Source organism: Mesorhizobium sp. NZP2077, from assembly GCF_013170805.1.
Lineage (GTDB): Bacteria > Pseudomonadota > Alphaproteobacteria > Rhizobiales > Rhizobiaceae > Mesorhizobium.
In genome coordinates, this window is record NZ_CP051293.1 from 435479 (window position 1) to 454081 (window position 18603).

Consider the following 18603-nt stretch of genomic DNA (forward strand, 5'->3'; position numbering starts at 1 on the left):
TAAAGATTTCTTTATATCCCATTGTCGTCTCGATGCCGATCTGCTAGTCAGGCCGGCAATTCGCGCCCTTCGACGCGCCGACCGGCGCGGGCGCATCCGCAACCAATTCGCAAGCACATCAAAATCGCAGGGAGCACTGCCATGACGGGTAGCAAGGATTATGTGGTCGCCGACATCTCGCTTGCCGGCTGGGGCCGCAAGGAGCTGGATATCGCCGAAACCGAAATGCCGGGCCTGATGGCCTGCCGCGAGGAATTCGGCGCCAAGAAGCCGCTGAAGGGCGCGCGCATCACCGGCTCGCTGCACATGACCATCCAGACGGCGGTGCTGATCGAGACGCTGAAGGCGCTCGGCGCCGATATCCGCTGGGCCTCCTGCAACATCTTCTCGACGCAGGACCATGCGGCGGCGGCGATCGCCGAGGCCGGCATTCCGGTCTTCGCCGTCAAGGGCGAGAGCCTCGAACAGTACTGGGACTACACCGACCGGATCTTCCAGTGGACCGATGGCGGCCTCTCCAACATGATCCTCGACGATGGCGGCGACGCCACCATGTACATCCTGATCGGCGCCCGCGCCGAGGCCGGCGAGGACGTGCTGTCCAACCCGCAGAGCGAGGAAGAGGAATATTTCTATGCCCAGGTCAAGAAGCGCCTGAAGGCTTCGCCCGGCTTCTTTACCAAGCAGAAGGCTGCCATCCGCGGCGTCACCGAAGAGACGACGACCGGCGTCAACCGGCTCTACCAGCTGCAGAAGAAGGGCCTGCTGCCCTTCCCCGCCATCAACGTCAACGACTCGGTCACCAAGTCGAAATTCGACAACAAATATGGCTGCAAGGAATCGCTGGTCGACGGCATCCGTCGCGGCACCGACACGATGATGGCCGGCAAGGTCGCGGTCGTCTGCGGTTATGGCGACGTCGGCAAGGGCTCGTCGGCTTCGCTCAAGGGCGCCGGCGCCCGCGTCAAGGTCACCGAGGTCGACCCGATCTGCGCCCTGCAGGCGGCGATGGACGGCTTTGAAGTCGTCACGCTGGAAGATGCGGCTCCGACCGCCGACATCGTCATCACCACCACCGGCAACAAGGATGTCGTCACCCTCGACCATATGCGGTCGATGAAGGACATGGTGATCGTCGGCAACATCGGCCACTTCGACAACGAGATCCAGGTCGCGTCGCTGCGCAATCTGAAATGGACCAACGTCAAGCCGCAGGTCGACATGATCACCTTCCCGGACGGCAAGCGGATGATCCTGCTGTCGGAAGGCCGGCTGCTCAATCTCGGCAACGCCACCGGCCACCCGAGCTTCGTCATGTCGGCATCCTTCACCAACCAGGTGCTGGCCCAAATCGAGCTGTTCAGCAAGGGCGAGCAGTACCAGAACCAGGTCTATGTCCTGCCCAAGCATCTCGACGAGAAGGTCGCGCGCCTGCACCTCGACAAACTCGGCGCCCGCCTGACCGAATTGTCGGGTGAGCAGGCCGCCTATATTGGCGTCACGCCGCAGGGGCCGTTCAAGCCGGAACACTACCGCTATTAACCAAAGCTACATTTACTACTATATATTGACGCCGGGCGATTGACTTTTCGCCCGGCTTTATTTTTGCGCGCAATCGCCTTCACGGCGATTCGGCGAGGGTTTATTGTCAGGTGATTCGCGACGCTTCCGGCCCGAGAGGGGATCAGAGAGGCGCGTATCAGGGCGGTCTTGCATTCAGGCGGCGGAGAGGACCAAGACATGCCGGGGCAAAACCCGCACGGAGCGGGATCGGCCGTTTCCGGCGGCCATGACGATTCGGGGACCGTAAACCCGGCCACCCAGGGCGGGCGCCTTTCATGGCGTGCCCGAGCGGGCTTGTTCCTGGCCAGCTCCGCGCTGGCCGCTCCCTTGGCTGGCGCCGTGGCGCATGCCGAGAACGCCGCTGTGACCACCGCAGGGCTGTCGATCAACACGGTCGAAGTCATGCAGCTTGCCGTGTTCGTCGGCGTGACCGGCGCGGCATTGCTGTCGGCCATCGTTCTCATCCGCGAGCGAGCCCGCACCTCGGCTGAGAATGTCGAGCTGAGAAGCCGTGTCGCCGACGTCAACGCGGCGCTGCGCCGTTCGGAAGCACTGCTCAATCTGCGCGACCAGCGTGTGGTCGTCTGGGCCTCGGAAAACAAGAAGCCAGAACTCATCGGCACATTGCCGGTCGAAAGCGGCGCGCCGGAGGAGCGGGCGGCGTTCCTCGCCTTCGGCCGCTGGCTGATGCCGCGCTCGGCGGCAGCGCTCGAACATGCCATCGCGGGCTTGCGCGAAAAGGCGAGGCCTTTCGACCTGGTCATCGAATCGCAGGCCGGCGCTCCGCTCGAAGTGCATGGCCGCAAGAGCGCCGCGCATATACTGGTGCGGTTTGTCTCGCTTTCCGAAACGCAGCGCAGCCAGGCCCGGCTGAAGATCGACAACCAGAGGCTGGCCGCCGACCATGACACGATGATCGGCCTGCTCGAAGCGCTGAAGATGCCGGCATGGCTGCGCGACGAGCACGGACGCCTGAAATGGGTCAACCGCGCCTATGCCGACGCTGTCGAAGCCGAAAGCGCCGAAGCCGCCGTCCGCGACGCCAAGGAATTCCTCGGCGGCCAGGCACGCGAGGCGATCGGCGCTCAGCACAAACTGCATCCGGTTTTCGAACAGTCGCTCTCCACGGTGATCGAAGGCGACCGCCGGGTGTTCGCGGTGACCGACTTCGCCAGCGCCGACGGTTCGGCCGGCCTTGCCTGCGACACCAGCGCCATCGAGACCATTCGCGGCGAATATGAGCGGACGGTGCGCAGCCACGCCGACACGCTCGACCAGCTCAACACCGCCGTCGCTATTTTCGACACCGACGAGAAGCTGCGCTTCTTCAACCAGGCCTTCCAGAAACTGTGGGGCCTGGACATCGGCTTCCTGCACAGCGCGCCTGACAACGCGCTTTTGCTCGACCGGCTGCGCAGCGAAGGCAAGATCGCCGAGCAGCCCGAATGGCGCCGCTGGAAGGAAGGCCTGCTCGGCGCCTATCGCGCGGTCGAATCGCAGGAACATTGGTGGCATCTGCCTGACGGCAAGACCATCCGCGTCGTCGCCAACCCGCAGCCCAAGGGTGGCGTCACCTGGGTGTTCGAGAATCTAACCGAGAAGATGGACCTGGAAAGCCGCTATCGCACAGCGGTGAGGGTCCAGGGCGAGACGCTCGACAACCTCGCCGAAGGCGTGGCGGTGTTCGGGCCCGATGGCCGGCTCCGCCTGTCGAACCCGGCCTTTGCCACGCTGTGGGGATTGAGTGGCGACGCCGCCAAGCCCAATGTGCACGTCTCGACGATCCGTGATCTTAGCGACCGGCAGGCGGTCGACAGCCCCTGGCCTGGCTTCGTTGCCGCCATCACCGGGTTCGACGACGAGCGCCGCGAACGCCATGGCCAGACCGAGCTCAACAACGGCATCGTGCTGCGCTACGCCGTGATTCCGCTGCCCAACGGGCAAGTGATGATGACCTTCGTCGACGTCACCGACAGCGTGAATGTCGAACGCGCGCTGAAGGACAAGAACGAGGCGCTGGAAAAATCAGACCAGCTCAAGAACGACTTCGTCCAGCACGTGTCCTATGAGCTACGCTCGCCGCTGACCAACATCATCGGCTTCACCGAACTGCTTTCCGTGCCGACGACCGGACCGCTGAACCAAAAGCAGCGCGAGTATGTCGAGCATGTCAGCTCGTCGTCCTCGGTCCTGCTCACCATCGTCAACGACATACTCGACCTGGCGACCGTCGACGCCGGCATTATGCAGCTCGACATTTCCGAGGTGCATGTCGACCGTACCATCGCGGCGGCTGCGGAACTCGTTGCCGATCGGCTGCAGGAGCATTCGATCCGGCTTGAGGTCGATGCCGCTGCCGCGCCGAAGACGTTCCACGGCGACGAAATCCGCATCCGCCAGATCCTCTACAATCTGCTCAGCAACGCCGCCAACTACGCGCCGGAGGCCAGCACCATCCGTCTCGCCTGCCGCCATCTGGCGGACGGGGTGGAATTCTCGGTTCATGACGACGGTCCCGGCATGCCGCCGGATGTTCTGGATTCAGTGTTCCGTCGCTTCGAACCGCGTACCAATGGCGGCCGCCGGCGCGGCGCCGGCCTCGGCCTGTCGATCGTCAAGAGCTTTGTCGAACTGCATGGCGGCCACGTTCGCATCGAAACCGGCAAGGACAAGGGCACGACCGTCATCTGCACCTTCCCCGACATGCCGGGCATCCGCGCCGCGGCCGAGTAGCGCGCTCGATGACGGGCCTAGTGCTGGAGCGGTTGCTCACCGATGAGACACAGACAGCGCGATTGGGCGAAGATCTGGCGCTGGCATTGCGTGCCGGCGACGTGCTGGCGCTCAAGGGCGATCTCGGCGCAGGCAAGTCCACTCTCGCACGGGCGCTGATCAGGACGCTGGCGGACGACACCAGCCTCGACGTGCCGAGCCCGACCTTCACTTTGGTGCAGAGCTACGACACGCGCATCCCGGTCCATCATTTCGATCTCTACCGCTTGTCCTCGGCAAGCGAGTTCGACGAGCTCGGCTTCGACGAAGCGCTGACGCAAGGGGCTGCCCTGGTCGAATGGCCCGAGCGGGCCGAAGGCTATTTGCCGAAGACAACGCTATCGATCGAGCTTCTCCAGCATGGCGAAGGCCGGCTGGCGCGGCTGTCGGGGCAAGGGGCCGCCTTCGACCGCGCGGCGCGGTCGCTGGCCATGCGCGGCTTCCTGGAAGATGCCGGCTGGGACGAAGCGCGGCGGCGACATTTCATCGGCGACGCCTCGGCCCGCTCCTATGAGATCGTCACGCTCGCCGCCCAGGAGCCGCGTGTGCTGATGAACTCGCCGCGGCTGGTGCTCGGCCCGCCCGTGCGCGACGGCAAACCCTATGCGGTGATCGCCCACACCGCCCAGTCGGTCTCCGCCTTCGTCGCCATCGACCGGGCCTTGATGGCTGGTGGTGTCAGTGTCCCCGAAATCCACGCCGAGGACCAGGACCAGGGCTTCCTGCTGCTTGAACATCTCGGTTCCGAAGGGTTTCTCGGCAAGGACGGCGAACCGCTGGCCGAGCGCTACGCCGCGGCCGCCGAGCTGCTGGCCATGATGCACGGCCAGACCTGGCCGCAGCGCCTGCAAGCCGGACCCGGCAGCTTCCACGAGGTGCCGCCCTTCGACCGCGATGCGATGATGATCGAAGCCGACCTTTTGGTCGACTGGTATGTGCCGGCGATATCGGGCAGCCCGGCCAGCGACGATCTGCGCACTGGCTACGCCAGGGAATGGAACGTACTTTTCGACCGGCTGCAAGGCAGCGAATACACGCTGATGCTACGCGACTTCCATTCGCCCAACATCATCTGGCGCGAGGATCGCGCTGAGCATGACCGGCTGGGCATCGTCGACTTCCAGGATGCGCTGATCGGACCTTCAGCCTATGACGTGGCTTCGCTCGCCATGGATGCCCGCGTCACCCTACCGCCCGAAATCGAAAAGCGGACGCTCGACGCCTATGTCGCGGCGCGCCATGCAGCAGGAGCCTTTGACGAAGCGAGCTTCCTGGAATCCTATGCAATCATGGCCGCACAGCGCAATTCCAAGATCCTCGGCATTTTCGTGCGGCTCGAAAAACGCGACGGCAAACCTTATTATCTGAAGCACCTGCCGCGCATCCGCGACTATCTGCGCCGGGCGCTGTCCCACCCGGCGCTCGCCAGCCTGCGGGACTTCTATCATGCGCACGGGCTGCTTGAGGAACGAACGCTGTGATAGCAGGACCGGACACTGCCATCGTACTCGCCGCCGGGCTTGGCAAGCGCATGCGGCCGATCACCGACACTATTCCCAAGCCGCTGGTCAGGATCGCCGGCAAGACGTTGCTTGACTGGGGGCTCGACAGCCTCGCCGCCGCCGGCGTCGCCAAGGCCGTGGTGAACGTTCACTATCTGCCTGAACAGATAACAGCCCATGTCGCGGCGCGTCGGGCACCGAAGATCGTCATTTCCGATGAGAGCGACCGGCTGCTCGATTCCGCCGGCGGCATCGTCAAGGCGCTGCCGGAACTGGGCGAGCAGCCCTTCTATATCCTCAACGCCGACACCTTCTGGATCGACCACGGTCCGCTCAATCTCGGCCGCCTCGCCCTTGCATGGGACGCCGCGAAAATGGATATTCTGCTGATGCTGGCTGATCTCCATCAGGCGACCGGACACTGCGGCTCAACCGATTTCCTGGTGGCGCCGGACGGCGCCTTGCGGCGATCGAAAGGCGATCCGGCTGGGCTGATCTATGCCGGTGCGGCGATCATCCATCCGCGCCTGTTCAAGGACGCACCGGCCGAACCGCATTCGCTCAACGCCTATTTCGATAAAGCCATTGCCGCGGGCCGGCTGTTCGGCATGCCGATGCACGGCCACTGGATCACCGTCGGTACGCCCGATGCCATCCCGCTGGCGGAAGAAGCCGTCGCCGGCGCGCTAACCGAGTCGCAATGAGCGGCTCCAGCCGCGTTTTTTCCATTCCCCCCGGAGCGCCGTTTCTGCCGACGCTGGCCGAGGCGCTGCTTGCCGGCCGCCTGATTCCCGGATTTCATCTCGACGGCGACCCGCTCGCTCTGGCCGATGTCACCATCTATGTGCCGACGCGCCGCGCCGCGCGCGCCTTGCGCGGTGTCTTCGTCGACAGTCTGAGAGCACGCGGCGGCGGCGGTTCGGCGATCCTGCCGGTTATCCGTCCGCTCGGCGAGTTCGACGAGGACGAAGCCCTGTTCGACGCCGAACCGGCGGCAGCAATCGACCTTGCACCGCCGATCTCGGCGACCGAACGGCTGTTGCTGCTGACGCCGCTGGTGCGCGCCTGGAAACGCCGGCTGCCGGAACATGTGGTGAAGCTTTTCGCGGAAGAGATCGTCATCCCCGCCTCCACCGCCGACGCGATCTGGCTGGCGCGCGACCTCGCCGGTCTGATGGACGAGATCGAGACGGAAGGCACGGACTGGGCGAAGCTCAAGGACCTGGTGACCGGCAGCCTTGCCGGATGGTGGCAAGTGACGCTCGAATTCCTCGGTATCGTCACCGATGCCTGGCCGAAATTCCTTGTAGAGAGCGACCGCTCCAATCCGGCCGCGCATCGCAGCGCGCTGATCCGCGCCGAGGCGGCGCGACTACGCCGCAACCCGCCAGCCGGACCGGTCATCGCCGCGGGATCGACCGGTTCGATCCCCGCCACGGCTGAACTGCTTGCCGCGATCGCCTGCTTGCCTGCCGGCGCCATCGTGCTGCCCGGGCTCGACCGGACGCTGGACGAAGGGTCCTTCCAGGCGCTCGTCGCACCCGGCGCGCGGCCGGCGGTGCTTGGCCACCCGCAATATGGCCTGGCCAGGCTGATCGGCAAGATCGGCGTGCTGCGCTCGGATGTCGAGGAGATCGGCGTGGCAGAACCGCGGCTGGCGCTACGCGCCGCTCTTGTCGGCGAAGCGCTGCGGCCGGCCGAGACCACCGAATTGTGGGCCGAGACGCGCAACGGGTTTTCGCCGACCGATATTGCCGGCGCCTTCGCCGACGTCACGCTGCTCGAGGCGGCCAGCGAACGCGATGAGGCCGTCGCCATCGCCGTCGCGCTGAAGCAGGCCGTCGAACAGCCCGGACAAAGGGCGGCTCTCGTTACCGGCGACCGCGCGCTGGCGCGGCGCGTCTGCGTCGAACTCCAGCGCTTCGGCGTCGTTGCCGACGATTCCGGCGGCACGCCGCTCGCCAATAGCCCGGCAGCTAGCCTGCTCCGCTTGGCGCTCGAGGCAGTGTTCCGGCCGGGCGACCCGGTCGGCCTGTTGTCATTGCTCAAGCATCCGCTGCTCGGCCTCGGCCTCGAACGCGCCACTGTGCGCAACGCGGCCGGACTGGTCGAACTGGTGGCACTGCGCGGCGGCACCGGCCGCCCCGACATCGTTTCGCTTCCGGAACTGTTCGAAACTCGTCTGACCGGCCTGGGCGGCGACAGCCGGCCGCCCTTCTGGCTTTCCCGGCTGACCGTGCGTGCCATCGAAGATGCTCGGAACCTGCTCGAGCGTCTGACGCAGGCCCTGGCACCGCTGACGGCTTTCCGCAGCCAGGCAGAAGCTGACCTTGCCGCGCTGGTCAAAGCCAGCGTAGAGACTCTGGAAAATCTCGGCCGTTCCGCCGATGGCGGCCTGGGCGAGCTCTATGCCGGTGACCCCGGCGAAAAGCTTGCCGAACTGCTGCGCGGGCTGGTCGCGGCATCTGCTTCGCTGTCGTTTGCGGCCAGCGAATGGCCTGACGTGATGGACGCGCTGATCGCGCCCGAGTCGGTCAAGCCGGCGCAAGGCACCGACAGGAACATCGCCATCTGGGGTGCGCTGGAAGCGCGGCTGCAGGATGTCGACACGCTGGTCATCGGCGGCCTCAACGAAGGTGTCTGGCCGCGCAAGCCGGAGAGCGACCGCTTCATGTCGCGGCTGATGAAGACCGGCATCGACCTCGAACCGCCGGAGCGGCGCATCGGCCTTGCCGCGCATGATTTCCAGATGGCCATGGGCGCGAGACATGTGGTGCTGGCCCGCTCGGCGCGTTCCGGCGATGCACCCGCCGTGCCGTCACGCTGGCTGCAACGCCTGCTCACCTTCATCGGCAACGACCAGTCGGCAATCCTGCGCCGGCGCGGCGACGAGCTGCTCGCCTGGGCGCGCGCCCTCGATACCGGTCCAAAGCAGGATTTCGCGCCAAGGCCGCAGCCGAAGCCGCCATTGGCGGTGCGCCCAACGCATTTTTCGGTCACCGAGATCGAGACCCTGCGCCGTGATCCCTACGCCGTCTACGCAAGACGCATCCTTGGGCTGATGGCGCTCGATCCGGTGATCCGCGATCCCGGTGCCGCCGAGCGCGGCACGCTGTTCCACGCCATTCTTCACCTGTTCTCCTCACGCGTGGCCGACCCGCGCGCGCCGGACGCGCTGACCAGCCTCATTGCCGCTGGCCGCGCCTGTTTTGCCGAGGCAGCCCTTCCGGTCGATGTCGAGGCGGTGTGGTGGCCACGTTTCGAAAAACTCGCCGCCAACATCATCGAATGGGAGCGCACGCGCGCCGATGCGGTGGTCCAACGGCATGCCGAGGAGAGGGCGGGGAAGACCGTCGTCGGACAGTCGGGCGTCACGCTGTCCGGTTATGCCGACCGCGTCGATCTGCTGGCCGGCGGGATGGCCGACATACTGGACTACAAGACCGGCTCCTCGCCATCCAAGGCGCAGGCACACACGCTGCTGGCGCCGCAACTGGCGCTGGAAGGCGCCCTGCTGAGGCGCGGTGCCTTCAAGGATTTGGGCGCGCGCGAACCGTCGCAACTGGCCTTCATCAGGTTGAAGCCGAATGGCGAAGTGTTCGAAGAGTCCATCCTCGAACACAACCGCCAGCCAAGGACCGCCGCCGATCTTGCCGAAGAAGCCTGGGCGCGGCTGGAAAAGCTTTTAATCCACTATGCTGATCCGGCGACCGGCTATCTGTCGCGCGCGCTGCCATTTCGCGAAGGTGAGACCGATGGCGACTACGACCATCTCGCCCGCGTGCTCGAATGGTCCGCCGGCGGCGACGCCGGTGACGAGGGAGGGGAGGCATGAAGAAGGCCTATCCCATCCCGAGCGATACCGCCAACAGCCAGGCCCGCGCCGCCGATCCTCAGAATTCCGCCTGGGTGTCGGCCAATGCCGGTTCCGGCAAGACCCATGTGCTGGCCCAGCGCGTCATCCGGCTGCTGCTCAACGGCACCGACCCGTCGAAAATCCTGTGCCTCACTTATACGCGCGCCGCCGCCGCCAACATGTCGAACAGGGTGTTTTCGACGCTGTCGGACTGGACGGTGCTCGGTGACGCTGACCTTTCGGCAAAGGTGGAGGCTTTGGAGGGACGCCGGCCCGACCGTGACACCATGCGCCGGGCGCGGCGCCTGTTCGCCGAGGCGCTGGAAACGCCCGGCGGGCTGAAGATCCAGACCATCCACGCCTTCTGCGAATCCGTGCTCCACCAGTTTCCGCTGGAGGCCAACATCCCGGCCCATTTCGAGATGCTCGACGGCCAGATGGAGGCATCGCTGTTTGCCGCCGCGCGCCGCGAGATGATCTCCGGTACGGCTGCCGGCAACGCGGATCTGGCCGACGCCTTCGCCACTGTGCTGGAATGTGGCGGCGAGGCCGGTCTCGATGCCTTGCTTGGCGAGATCGTGCGCAAGCGCGACGGGCTGCGCCAGTTCCTCGATGCGGTCGGGGTTGATGGCTTCCAGCCTTTGTTCGATGAATTCCATTTCCACCCCGGCCAGACCGCTGAAGGGCTGGCGGCATCGGTGTGGCCACTGCCAGGCTTCCTGCCCGACGATTTCGCCGGCTTTGCCCAGGCCGCGGAATCCACCGACGCCAGATCGGTGCTGAACAACATCCTGCCTTATGCGCGCCAGGCTTTCGCCGAGGGCGATCCCGTTCGCCGACTGCAACTGCTCGCCAGAGCCTTCCTCAAGACCGATGGCGATCCCTACGATCCGTCAAAGGCCTTCAAGAAAGCGTTGACCGACCGCTTGCCGGATCTGGCTGAACGCTACCGCTCCGCCGCCAATGCCATCATCGAGACCGTCGACCGGCTGGCGCTGTTTCGGATGCTGGAAGGCACGCGCGCGGCACTGACCATCGCCGACTGGCTGATCGCCCGCTACGATGTGCTGAAACGCAGCCGCGGCTTTCTCGACTTCAACGATTTGATCACCCGCACGGTCAACCTTCTGGCGCGGCCCGATGCCGGCCCCTGGGTGCAATACAAGCTCGACCAGGGCATCGATCATATCCTACTCGACGAGGCGCAGGACACCAGCCCGGATCAATGGGAGGTGGTGAAGCGTCTTGCGGAGGAATTTTTCGCCGGCTTCGGTGCACGCGACCGCGTTCACCGCACGGTGTTTGCCGTGGGCGACGAGAAGCAGTCGATCTATTCCTTCCAAGGTGCGGCCCCGGATTCCTTCGCCGACAGCCGGCTGCTGTTCGCCGGCAGAGTGCGGGATGCCGAGGCGTCCTTCGCCGACCTCAAGCTGACCTGGTCGTTCCGCTCGACCGACGACGTGCTCGCCGCCGTCGATCGCGTCTTTGCCGATCCGATCGTGCGGCGCGGCATCAGCCATGATCCCGATCCGCTGAGCCACAAGGCGATCCGCACCGATGCGCCGGGCTATGTCGAGGTGTGGCCATCGATCGGCGCCGATATCGTCGACGAGCCCGACGACTGGACGCAAGCCATTGACCATGCTCACGCACCGGCGGTGCGCGTTGCCGAGAATGTGGCGGCGACCATCGCCGGCTGGATCGGCAAGGGCGAAATCATCGAAGGCCGTGGCAAGCGGCTGCGGCCAGGCGACGTGCTGGTGCTGGTGCGAAAGCGCGACAGTTTTGTCCATGCACTGACCCGGGCGCTCAAGCGCCGCGACATTCCGGTCGCCGGCGCCGACCGGCTGAGCCTGCCTGGCCACATCGCCGTCAAGGACCTGATCGCACTCGGCCATCTCCTGATCCAGCCGCAGGACGATCTGTCGCTCGCCGCCGTCCTGCGCAGCCCGATCTTCGACTTGCCGGAGGAGGCTCTGTTCACGCTCGCAGCGCAAAGGCCACCCGGCGTGTCGCTGGCCGCGTCGCTGCGCCAGCAGGCCGGTGAAAGCGCAGCCCTCGCGGCGATCGTCGGTCAACTCGACATCTGGGCCGATGAGGCCGCCTTTAAGCCGGTGTTCGAATTCTATGCCGGCCTGCTGGCACGCGATGGCCTGCGCAGAAAAATGATCGGGCGGCTCGGGCCTGAAGCCGGCGATATTCTCGACGAATTCCTGAGCTTCTGCCTTGCCGAGGAGCGGACCGGCCTGCCCGGGCTGGAAGCATTTCTGTCGACGCTGGAAAATGCGGGCCCCGAGATCAAGCGCGAGATGGACCAGACGCGCGACGAGGTCCGCGTCATGACCGTGCACGCGGCCAAAGGGCTGGAGGCGCCGGTGGTGTTCCTGGTCGATGGCGGCTCTGCTCCATTCAGCGACCAGCATCTGCCGCGCCTGATGCCCTTCGACGGCTCGGGCCGGAACTTTGACGGCAAGGGCTATCTCTGGCGTTCTGCCAGCGATGTCGCCAACGGATTTTCGAAGGCCGCGGCGGCACGGGCACGGGAGCTTGCCGACGACGAATACCGCCGGCTGCTCTATGTCGGCATGACCCGCGCCGAGGACCGGCTGATCGTCTGCGGCTATCATGGCAAGCGGGCGCCGAATGCCGGCACCTGGCATTCGATCGTCAGCCGCGCGCTGATCGGTGCGCCCGAGAGCGAACAGCGTCCGCATCCTTCCGGCGGCGAGCCGGTGCATCGTTTCCACTTCACCAAGCTGCCGCCCGTCGCGCCGAGCGCCGACGAACAGGCGCGGCAGGCCGACGCTTTCGGCCCGTTGCCGGCGACCCTGTTCCGCCCCTTGCCGCCCTTCGAGGATCTGCCGCGGCCGCTGTCGCCCTCCGGCGCCTCGGCGCTGATCGACGAAGGCAAGGAAGCCGTGGTCGACAAGGCTTCGCCGGTGCTGGACGCTGACGCCGAGCCTGGCTTTGCAGTGCTGCGCGGGCTCGCCTTGCACAAATTGCTGCAGATGTTGCCTGGCATTGCCGAGGATGGGCGCCAAGGCGCGGCTGAGCGCTACCTGGCGCGGGTCGGCGCAGATTGGTCCGCGTCAGAGCGGGCAAGGGCTCTCGCATCGGTCAGCGCCATCCTTGCCGACTCGCGTCTCGGCCAACTGTTCGCGCCATCGTCGCGCGCCGAGGTGGCGATCATGGGCAGCCTGGAGGTGAGGGGCAAAATACGCTCGATTTCGGGCAAGATCGACCGGCTGGCGGTGACAGCGGATGCGGTGTCGATCGTCGACTACAAGACCAACCGGCCGGCGCCCGCCTCGCTGGCCGAGGTTCCATCGGCCTATCTGCTGCAGCTGGCACTCTATCGCGCCCTCTTGCAGCCGCTTTATCCCGGGCGCGAGGTCAAGGCGGCCCTGCTGTTCACCGAAGCGCCACGGCTGATCGAACTGCCGGCCGGGGCCATGGATGACGCCCTTGCCCGACTCACAGGAGCGTGACACAAGACCTGCTTGAAGAAGGGCTAGATAACCACCACATTTGGTGGAACAAAGAACTCTCGAAAGGATTTCCGCATGGGTGCCACCGTCAAGGTCGACAAGAACAATTTCCAGGCCGACGTGCTCAACGCCAACGTACCGGTCGTGGTTGATTTCTGGGCTGAATGGTGCGGCCCGTGCAAGATGATCGCGCCGGCGCTTGAGGACATTGCCACCGAGCTCGGTGCCAAGGTCAAGATCGCCAAGCTCAACATCGACGAGAATCCCGAGCTTGCCGCCCAGTTCGGTGTGCGTTCGATCCCGACGCTGATGATCTTCAAGGGCGGCGAAGTGGCCGACATGAAGGTTGGTGCTGCGCCCAAGACCGCGCTGTCGCACTGGATCAACGGCAGCCTCGCCTGATCCCTATCCAAAGTTTCTTGATATCAAGCCCGGCCTCGTGCCGGGCTTTTTGTTGGCGTCATGGCTAACCCGCTCTGGCCCTCACATCAGGGCACGCCATGTCCTCTGCTGGGAAGCAGAAACAGGGAGAACGACATGACCGGATCTGCCAAGGCCACCGTCTTCATCGACAATGAGCGCGTCATCGTCACCGAATACCGCTTCCAGCCGGGCGAAAACACTGGCTGGCATCGCCATGGTCACGACTATGTCGTGGTGCCGCTGATGGACGGCAAGCTGAAGCTGGTGACCAAGGACGGCGAAACCTTCGCCGAGATGAAGAAAGGCGCGCCCTATTTCCGCAAGGAGGGCGTCGAACACGACGTCATCAGCGCCAATGAGGGCGAATATGCTTTTATCGAGATCGAGCTGAAGTAACCGGTCGCTAATCGCTCTAGAAATCCATCCGTCGATCGAGCGAGCAATTGATGGCGCGCCATCATCTGCCATCTTGATGGCAGGTGCGGATCGGCCTATATTTCTTCCAACAAGGGGAGTTTGAAATGGCCGAACCACAGCTCTCAGTCCGCAGCGCAAAGGCACGCGACCTGGCTCACAGGCTTGCTCGTCGTGAAAACCGTTCGATAGCCGACGTGGTCGAACGCGCGCTTGAATCCTACGAGATTCGTGAAGCTGGGCGCGAACCCGCTTCCACCTTCTATGCCAGCCTGACCGCAAGCAGTGGCGTCGACATCGATCTGGAGAAAGTTATTCGCGAAGGTCGCGAGGTTCATCCAGGAGTTGAGCTTTGATTTTCGTCGATACCAACGTGATTTCGGAGTCTTTGAAGAAGGCGCCAAACTCGGGGGTGCTGGCATGGCTTGTCCGTAATGACGCCGAATTGGCCCTTCCCACAGTGACGATCGCTGAAATCGCCTTCGGTATTCAAAAGATACGACCTGATGAGCGTGCCGATCGGCTGGAACAGGGACTTTCCCGATGGCGCCATCGATTTGCCGGCCGGATTTTCGGACTGACGGAAGAGGCCGCGTTGGCTTACGGCGAGATCATGGGGGCCGCGACACGCCAAGGTCGCGGCATGTCGGCTCCCGATGGCATGATTGCTGCGATAGCGCGCGTGAATGGAGGCCGGCTGGCAACCCGCAATCTCAACGACTTTGGCACCACCAGCCTGGACCTAATCTCACCATGGGATTTCTGAAGCATGTCTAGTCACCAGTCGGCGATCCGGTCCCCGCCGCTGAACTGCGCGCTTTTTGCGGTGTGTTCGAACAACTCGATCTTCACGCCATTGGGATCGCGGATCCAGGCCTGAAAGGTGTCGTCGCAGGCGTGCTTCTTTGCGGTCACGTCGATGCCCTTTGACTTTATATGGGCGATCGCGGCGTCGATGTCTTCGACTTCCAGGCAGAAATGGTTGATCTGGTTGAGTTCGCTGTAGGTGGTGGCGTCCTTCTGGAACACCTCGACATGGCTGCGGCCGCCACAATCGAGGTAGAAGCCAAAAATCCTGTCATCGCGCAGAAAATTGAACCGTGTGTCCAGCCCGAGCACGTGACGGTAGAAGCTTCGCGTCGCTTCCAGATCATGCGCGAAAATGCAGACATGGGCGAGCTGCCTTACCTTGATCATCACAGGCTCCTGTTGGCCGTCACGCACCTCAGGTCGGCGGCGTGCCGTTCTCGGCCAGCACCGCACCGGCGAAATAGAGCGATCCGCTGATCAGGATGCGCGGCGGCGGACCGTCCCAGGTGTCGCGCAGCAGCATCAGCGCGCTGGCGACGGAACTCACCGGTTCGGCCGTTAGCCCGGCCTCCGTGGCGCGGATCGCCAGTTCGTCGTTCGGCACTCCGGCCTCGCTCATGCTCACCGGCACCGTGTAGACATGCCGGGCGAGGCCCTTGAAGGCGCGGAAATAGCCGGTCTGGTCCTTGGTGTTGATCATGCCGGAGATGAGAAACAGCGGACGCGGGTTCTTCTCCTCCTGCTCGGCCAACGCCTCCGCAATGACCACGCCGGCGCCCGGGTTGTGGCCACCGTCGAGCCAGATGTCGGCGCCCTTCGGCGCCAGCTCCACCAGCCTGCCTTGTGACAGCTTCTGCATGCGACCGGGCCAGGCGACATTGGTCATTGCCTTCTCGGCGGCGCGATGGCTGATCTCGAAGCCGGCAGCCTTGACGGCGGCGATCGCCGCAGCGGCATTAGCGAACTGGTGGCGTCCGGGCAGGCGCGGCGGCGGCAGGTCCATCAAGCCGTCCTCGTCCTGGTAGACCATGCGGCCGTTTTCCTCGAAGGCGACGAAATCCTGGCCGTAGACGAAGGTCGGGCACTCCAGCCGCTCGGCGGTTTCGATCAGCGCCTGCAGCGCCGTCTCGCTTTCCTGGGCGCCGATCACCACTGGACAGCCGCGCTTCATGATGCCGGCCTTTTCGACGGCGATCAGTTCGACGCGGTCGCCGAGATAGGCTTCGTGGTCGAGCGAGACCGGCATGATCACCGACACCGCAGGCCGCGCGATGACATTGGTGGCGTCGAGACGACCACCGAGGCCGACCTCGATGATCGCGGCCGCGGCCGGATGTTCGGAAAACAGAATGAATGTGACCGCGGTGAGTATCTCGAAGACGGTGATCTTCTGACCGCCATTGGCCTTGGCGACGCGAGCGATGGCCTCGGCGAACACCTTGTCGTCGACCAGCCTGCCGCCGCCCTCGGCCGCCAGCCGGTAGCGCTCATGCCAGTTCACCAGATGCGGCGAGGTGTGCAGGTGGACAAGGTGGCCGGAGGCTTCGAGCAGGGCGCGCGAAAAGGCGGCGCAGGAGCCCTTGCCATTGGTGCCGGCGATGTGGATGACAGGCGGCAGCAAGTCCTGTGGATTGCCGAGCCGCTCCAGAAGCCGCGTGATGCGGTCGAGCGAAAGGTCGAAACCCTTCGGATGAAGCGCCATCAGGGCTTCTATTTCGCGGTCGGCTTCGAGCGTCGTCATGGCGGAATCCTAACGCATGACCCTGAAAACCGGAATCAGTTTCAAGAAGGGCCACGGCGATTCGAAAAAGCTACAGCGTGCCATGGACATAGCGCAATCGCTGTTCGCGGCGCACGAGCACGTCGCATGCGACGCGCTTTGGATCTTTGTTTTATGCATGCCGTTTTCCCAAAACTGAGGTCACTTTTGGGCGACATGCATGGTGCCGCGTCAGGCCTGCGGCCGGGCTTCGGCGGCGATCACCGCCGGCGGCAGGATTTCCGGCTCCAGCGGCTTTTGCTCGACCGGCATCTTGAGCAGCATCTTCAACAGCCGTGCGATCGTTTCGCGCAGCTCAAGCCGCGAGACCACCATGTCGACCATGCCGTGCTCCATCAGATATTCGGAGCGCTGGAAGCCGTCCGGCAGCTTTTCGCGGATGGTCTGTTCGATGACGCGCGGCCCGGCAAAACCGATCAGCGCGCCGGGCTCGGCGATGTGCACGTCGCCCAGCATGGCGTAGGAGGCAGTAACGCCGCCGGTGGTCGGGTTGGTCAGCACGACGATGTAGGGAAGGCCGGCTTCCTTCAGCCGGTCGACGCCGACCGTGGTGCGCGGCAGTTGCATGAGGGACAAAATACCTTCCTGCATGCGGGCGCCACCGGAGGCGGCAAACAGGATCAGCGGCCGCTTGCGCTGCAAGGCGACTTCGAAACCGTGGACGATGGCGTCACCCGCGGCCATGCCGAGCGAGCCGCCCATGAAGGCGAAATCCTGCACCGTCACCACCACCGGCAGGCCCTCGACGGTGCCCAGCGCGTTGATGATGGCGTCTTCGAGGCCGGTCTTCGCCTTGGCGTCCTTCAGCCGGTCGACATAGCGCTTCTCATCGCGGAATTTCAGCGGATCCTGAACCACCTTGGGGTTGTCGAGCTGCTCGTACTTGCCGTCGTCGAAGAAGAATTTCAGCCGCTCCTTGGCCGAGATTTTCATGTGATGGCCCGAAGACGGGATGACGAACTGGTTGGATTCCAGATCCTTGTGGAACACCATCTCGCCGGTCTCAGGATCCTTGATCCAGAGATTCTCGGGCATGTCGGTGCGCCGGCCGAGCATCGAATTGATCTTCGGGCGAACGTAATTGGTGATCCAGTTCATCGCTTCGGCTCCTGTCCTGACGAAGAGTTGGGTAAAGACGTAGGAAGACTATTCGGCGGCAGCAAGGCGGGCCGAACGCACGCCTTGCGCCAGGCCACTGACCAGCGTGGCCACGGCCTCGGCCGGGTCGGCGGTCTTTTCGCCCTTCGGCCCCAGCACATTGGCGACCGCATTGACGATCGCGGTGCCGACGACGACGCCATCGGCATTGGCGCCGATGACACGCGCCTGCTCGGCGGTCTTGACGCCGAAGCCGACGCAGACCGGCAGGTCGGTGTGGCCCTTGATGCGCTTCACCGCCGCCGCCACCTTGCCGGTGTCAGCCAGTGCCGAGCCGGTGATGCCGGTCATCGACACGTAGTAGACAAAGCCCGACGTGTTCTGCAGCACCTTGGGCAGTCGCTTGTCGTCGGTGGTCGGCGTCGCCAGGCGAATGAAGTTGATGCCGGCCTTCAGCGCCGGAATGCAGAGTTCCTCGTCCATTTCCGGCGGCAGGTCGACGACGATCAGGCCATCGATGCCGCTGGCAATGGCGTCCTTGAGAAAGCGGTCGACGCCGTAGATGTAGATCGGGTTGTAATAGCCCATCAGCACGATCGGGGTTTCATCGTCACTGGTCCGGAATTCGGCCGCCATCTTCAGCGTCTTGACCAGCGTCTGGCCGCCTTTCAACGCGCGCAGGCCGGCGGCCTGGATCGCAGGGCCGTCAGCCATCGGGTCGGAGAACGGCATGCCGAGTTCGATGATGTCGGCGCCGGCCGGGGGCAGCGCCTTCATGATCGACAGCGAGGTGTCATAGTCGGGGTCGCCGCCCATGAAATAGGTGACGAGCGCCGGGCGGCCTTCGGTCTTGAGCTTCGCCATGCGGCGGTCGATGCGGGTGGTCATGTCTGGCCC

The 18603-nt window shown here is 64.6% G+C and carries 15 protein-coding genes; 11 read left to right on the plus strand and 4 right to left on the minus strand.

Annotated elements, in window-relative coordinates; translation table 11 throughout:
• Positions 1-141 precede the first annotated feature (141 nt).
• From ahcY to HGP13_RS02005, 10 genes are all read left to right on the plus strand, one after another.
• On the plus strand, positions 142-1542 hold the full coding sequence (ahcY, locus tag HGP13_RS01960; protein ID WP_027040652.1) for an adenosylhomocysteinase: 1401 nt from the start codon (positions 142-144) through the stop codon (positions 1540-1542).
• Positions 1543-1740: 198 nt separating this feature from the next.
• Positions 1741-4296: a PAS domain-containing sensor histidine kinase gene (locus HGP13_RS01965; RefSeq protein WP_172220762.1), complete on the plus strand. Its 2556-nt coding sequence runs from the start codon at positions 1741-1743 to the stop codon at positions 4294-4296.
• Between the two features lie 8 nt (positions 4297-4304).
• Positions 4305-5816 carry a tRNA (adenosine(37)-N6)-threonylcarbamoyltransferase complex ATPase subunit type 1 TsaE gene (tsaE, locus tag HGP13_RS01970; RefSeq protein ID WP_172220765.1) on the plus strand — a complete coding sequence of 504 codons (1512 nt, stop codon included), beginning with the start codon at positions 4305-4307 and terminating at the stop codon, positions 5814-5816.
• On the plus strand, positions 5813-6541 hold the full coding sequence (locus HGP13_RS01975) for a nucleotidyltransferase family protein (RefSeq protein ID WP_172220768.1): 729 nt from the start codon (positions 5813-5815) through the stop codon (positions 6539-6541). The genes tsaE and HGP13_RS01975 overlap by 4 nt, the downstream gene beginning before the upstream one ends.
• Positions 6538-9672: a double-strand break repair protein AddB gene (addB, locus tag HGP13_RS01980; RefSeq protein WP_172220771.1), complete on the plus strand. Its 3135-nt coding sequence runs from the start codon at positions 6538-6540 to the stop codon at positions 9670-9672. Before HGP13_RS01975 ends, addB begins: the two co-directional genes overlap by 4 nt.
• Positions 9669-13181 carry a double-strand break repair helicase AddA gene (gene addA / locus HGP13_RS01985; protein ID WP_172220774.1) on the plus strand — a complete coding sequence of 1171 codons (3513 nt, stop codon included), beginning with the start codon at positions 9669-9671 and terminating at the stop codon, positions 13179-13181. Before addB ends, addA begins: the two co-directional genes overlap by 4 nt.
• Before the next feature lie 75 nt (positions 13182-13256).
• Positions 13257-13583 (plus strand): thioredoxin, encoded by a 327-nt coding sequence (gene trxA / locus HGP13_RS01990; RefSeq protein WP_172220777.1) that lies wholly within the window; start codon positions 13257-13259, stop codon positions 13581-13583.
• A 135-nt stretch (positions 13584-13718) separates the two neighbouring features.
• A complete protein-coding gene (locus tag HGP13_RS01995) occupies positions 13719-14000 on the plus strand; it encodes a cupin domain-containing protein (protein WP_027032576.1) in 282 nt (93 codons plus the stop codon).
• 125 nt (positions 14001-14125) lie between these two features.
• Positions 14126-14374: a type II toxin-antitoxin system VapB family antitoxin gene (locus tag HGP13_RS02000; protein ID WP_172220780.1), complete on the plus strand. Its 249-nt coding sequence runs from the start codon at positions 14126-14128 to the stop codon at positions 14372-14374.
• Positions 14371-14784 (plus strand): type II toxin-antitoxin system VapC family toxin, encoded by a 414-nt coding sequence (locus HGP13_RS02005; RefSeq protein WP_172220783.1) that lies wholly within the window; start codon positions 14371-14373, stop codon positions 14782-14784. The genes HGP13_RS02000 and HGP13_RS02005 overlap by 4 nt, the downstream gene beginning before the upstream one ends.
• 11 nt (positions 14785-14795) lie before the next feature.
• Here HGP13_RS02005 and HGP13_RS02010 read toward each other — a convergent pair whose 3' ends face one another.
• Positions 14796-15215 carry a VOC family protein gene (locus HGP13_RS02010; RefSeq protein ID WP_172220786.1) on the minus strand — a complete coding sequence of 140 codons (420 nt, stop codon included), beginning with the start codon at positions 15213-15215 and terminating at the stop codon, positions 14796-14798.
• Positions 15216-15243: 28 nt separating this feature from the next.
• Complete coding sequence (locus HGP13_RS02015) at positions 15244-16569, minus strand: folylpolyglutamate synthase/dihydrofolate synthase family protein (protein ID WP_172220789.1); 1326 nt, start codon at positions 16567-16569, stop codon at positions 15244-15246.
• Positions 16570-16585: 16 nt separating this feature from the next.
• Here HGP13_RS02015 and HGP13_RS02020 point away from each other — a divergent pair, with 16 nt between their 5' ends.
• Positions 16586-16747 (plus strand): hypothetical protein, encoded by a 162-nt coding sequence (locus tag HGP13_RS02020; protein WP_172220792.1) that lies wholly within the window; start codon positions 16586-16588, stop codon positions 16745-16747.
• A 32-nt stretch (positions 16748-16779) separates the two neighbouring features.
• On the opposite strand, the gene accD is transcribed toward HGP13_RS02020, so the two are convergent.
• Positions 16780-17706: an acetyl-CoA carboxylase, carboxyltransferase subunit beta gene (gene accD / locus HGP13_RS02025; RefSeq protein ID WP_172220795.1), complete on the minus strand. Its 927-nt coding sequence runs from the start codon at positions 17704-17706 to the stop codon at positions 16780-16782.
• Between the two features lie 48 nt (positions 17707-17754).
• A complete protein-coding gene (trpA, locus tag HGP13_RS02030; RefSeq protein ID WP_172220798.1) occupies positions 17755-18594 on the minus strand; it encodes a tryptophan synthase subunit alpha in 840 nt (279 codons plus the stop codon).
• Positions 18595-18603 lie beyond the last annotated feature (9 nt).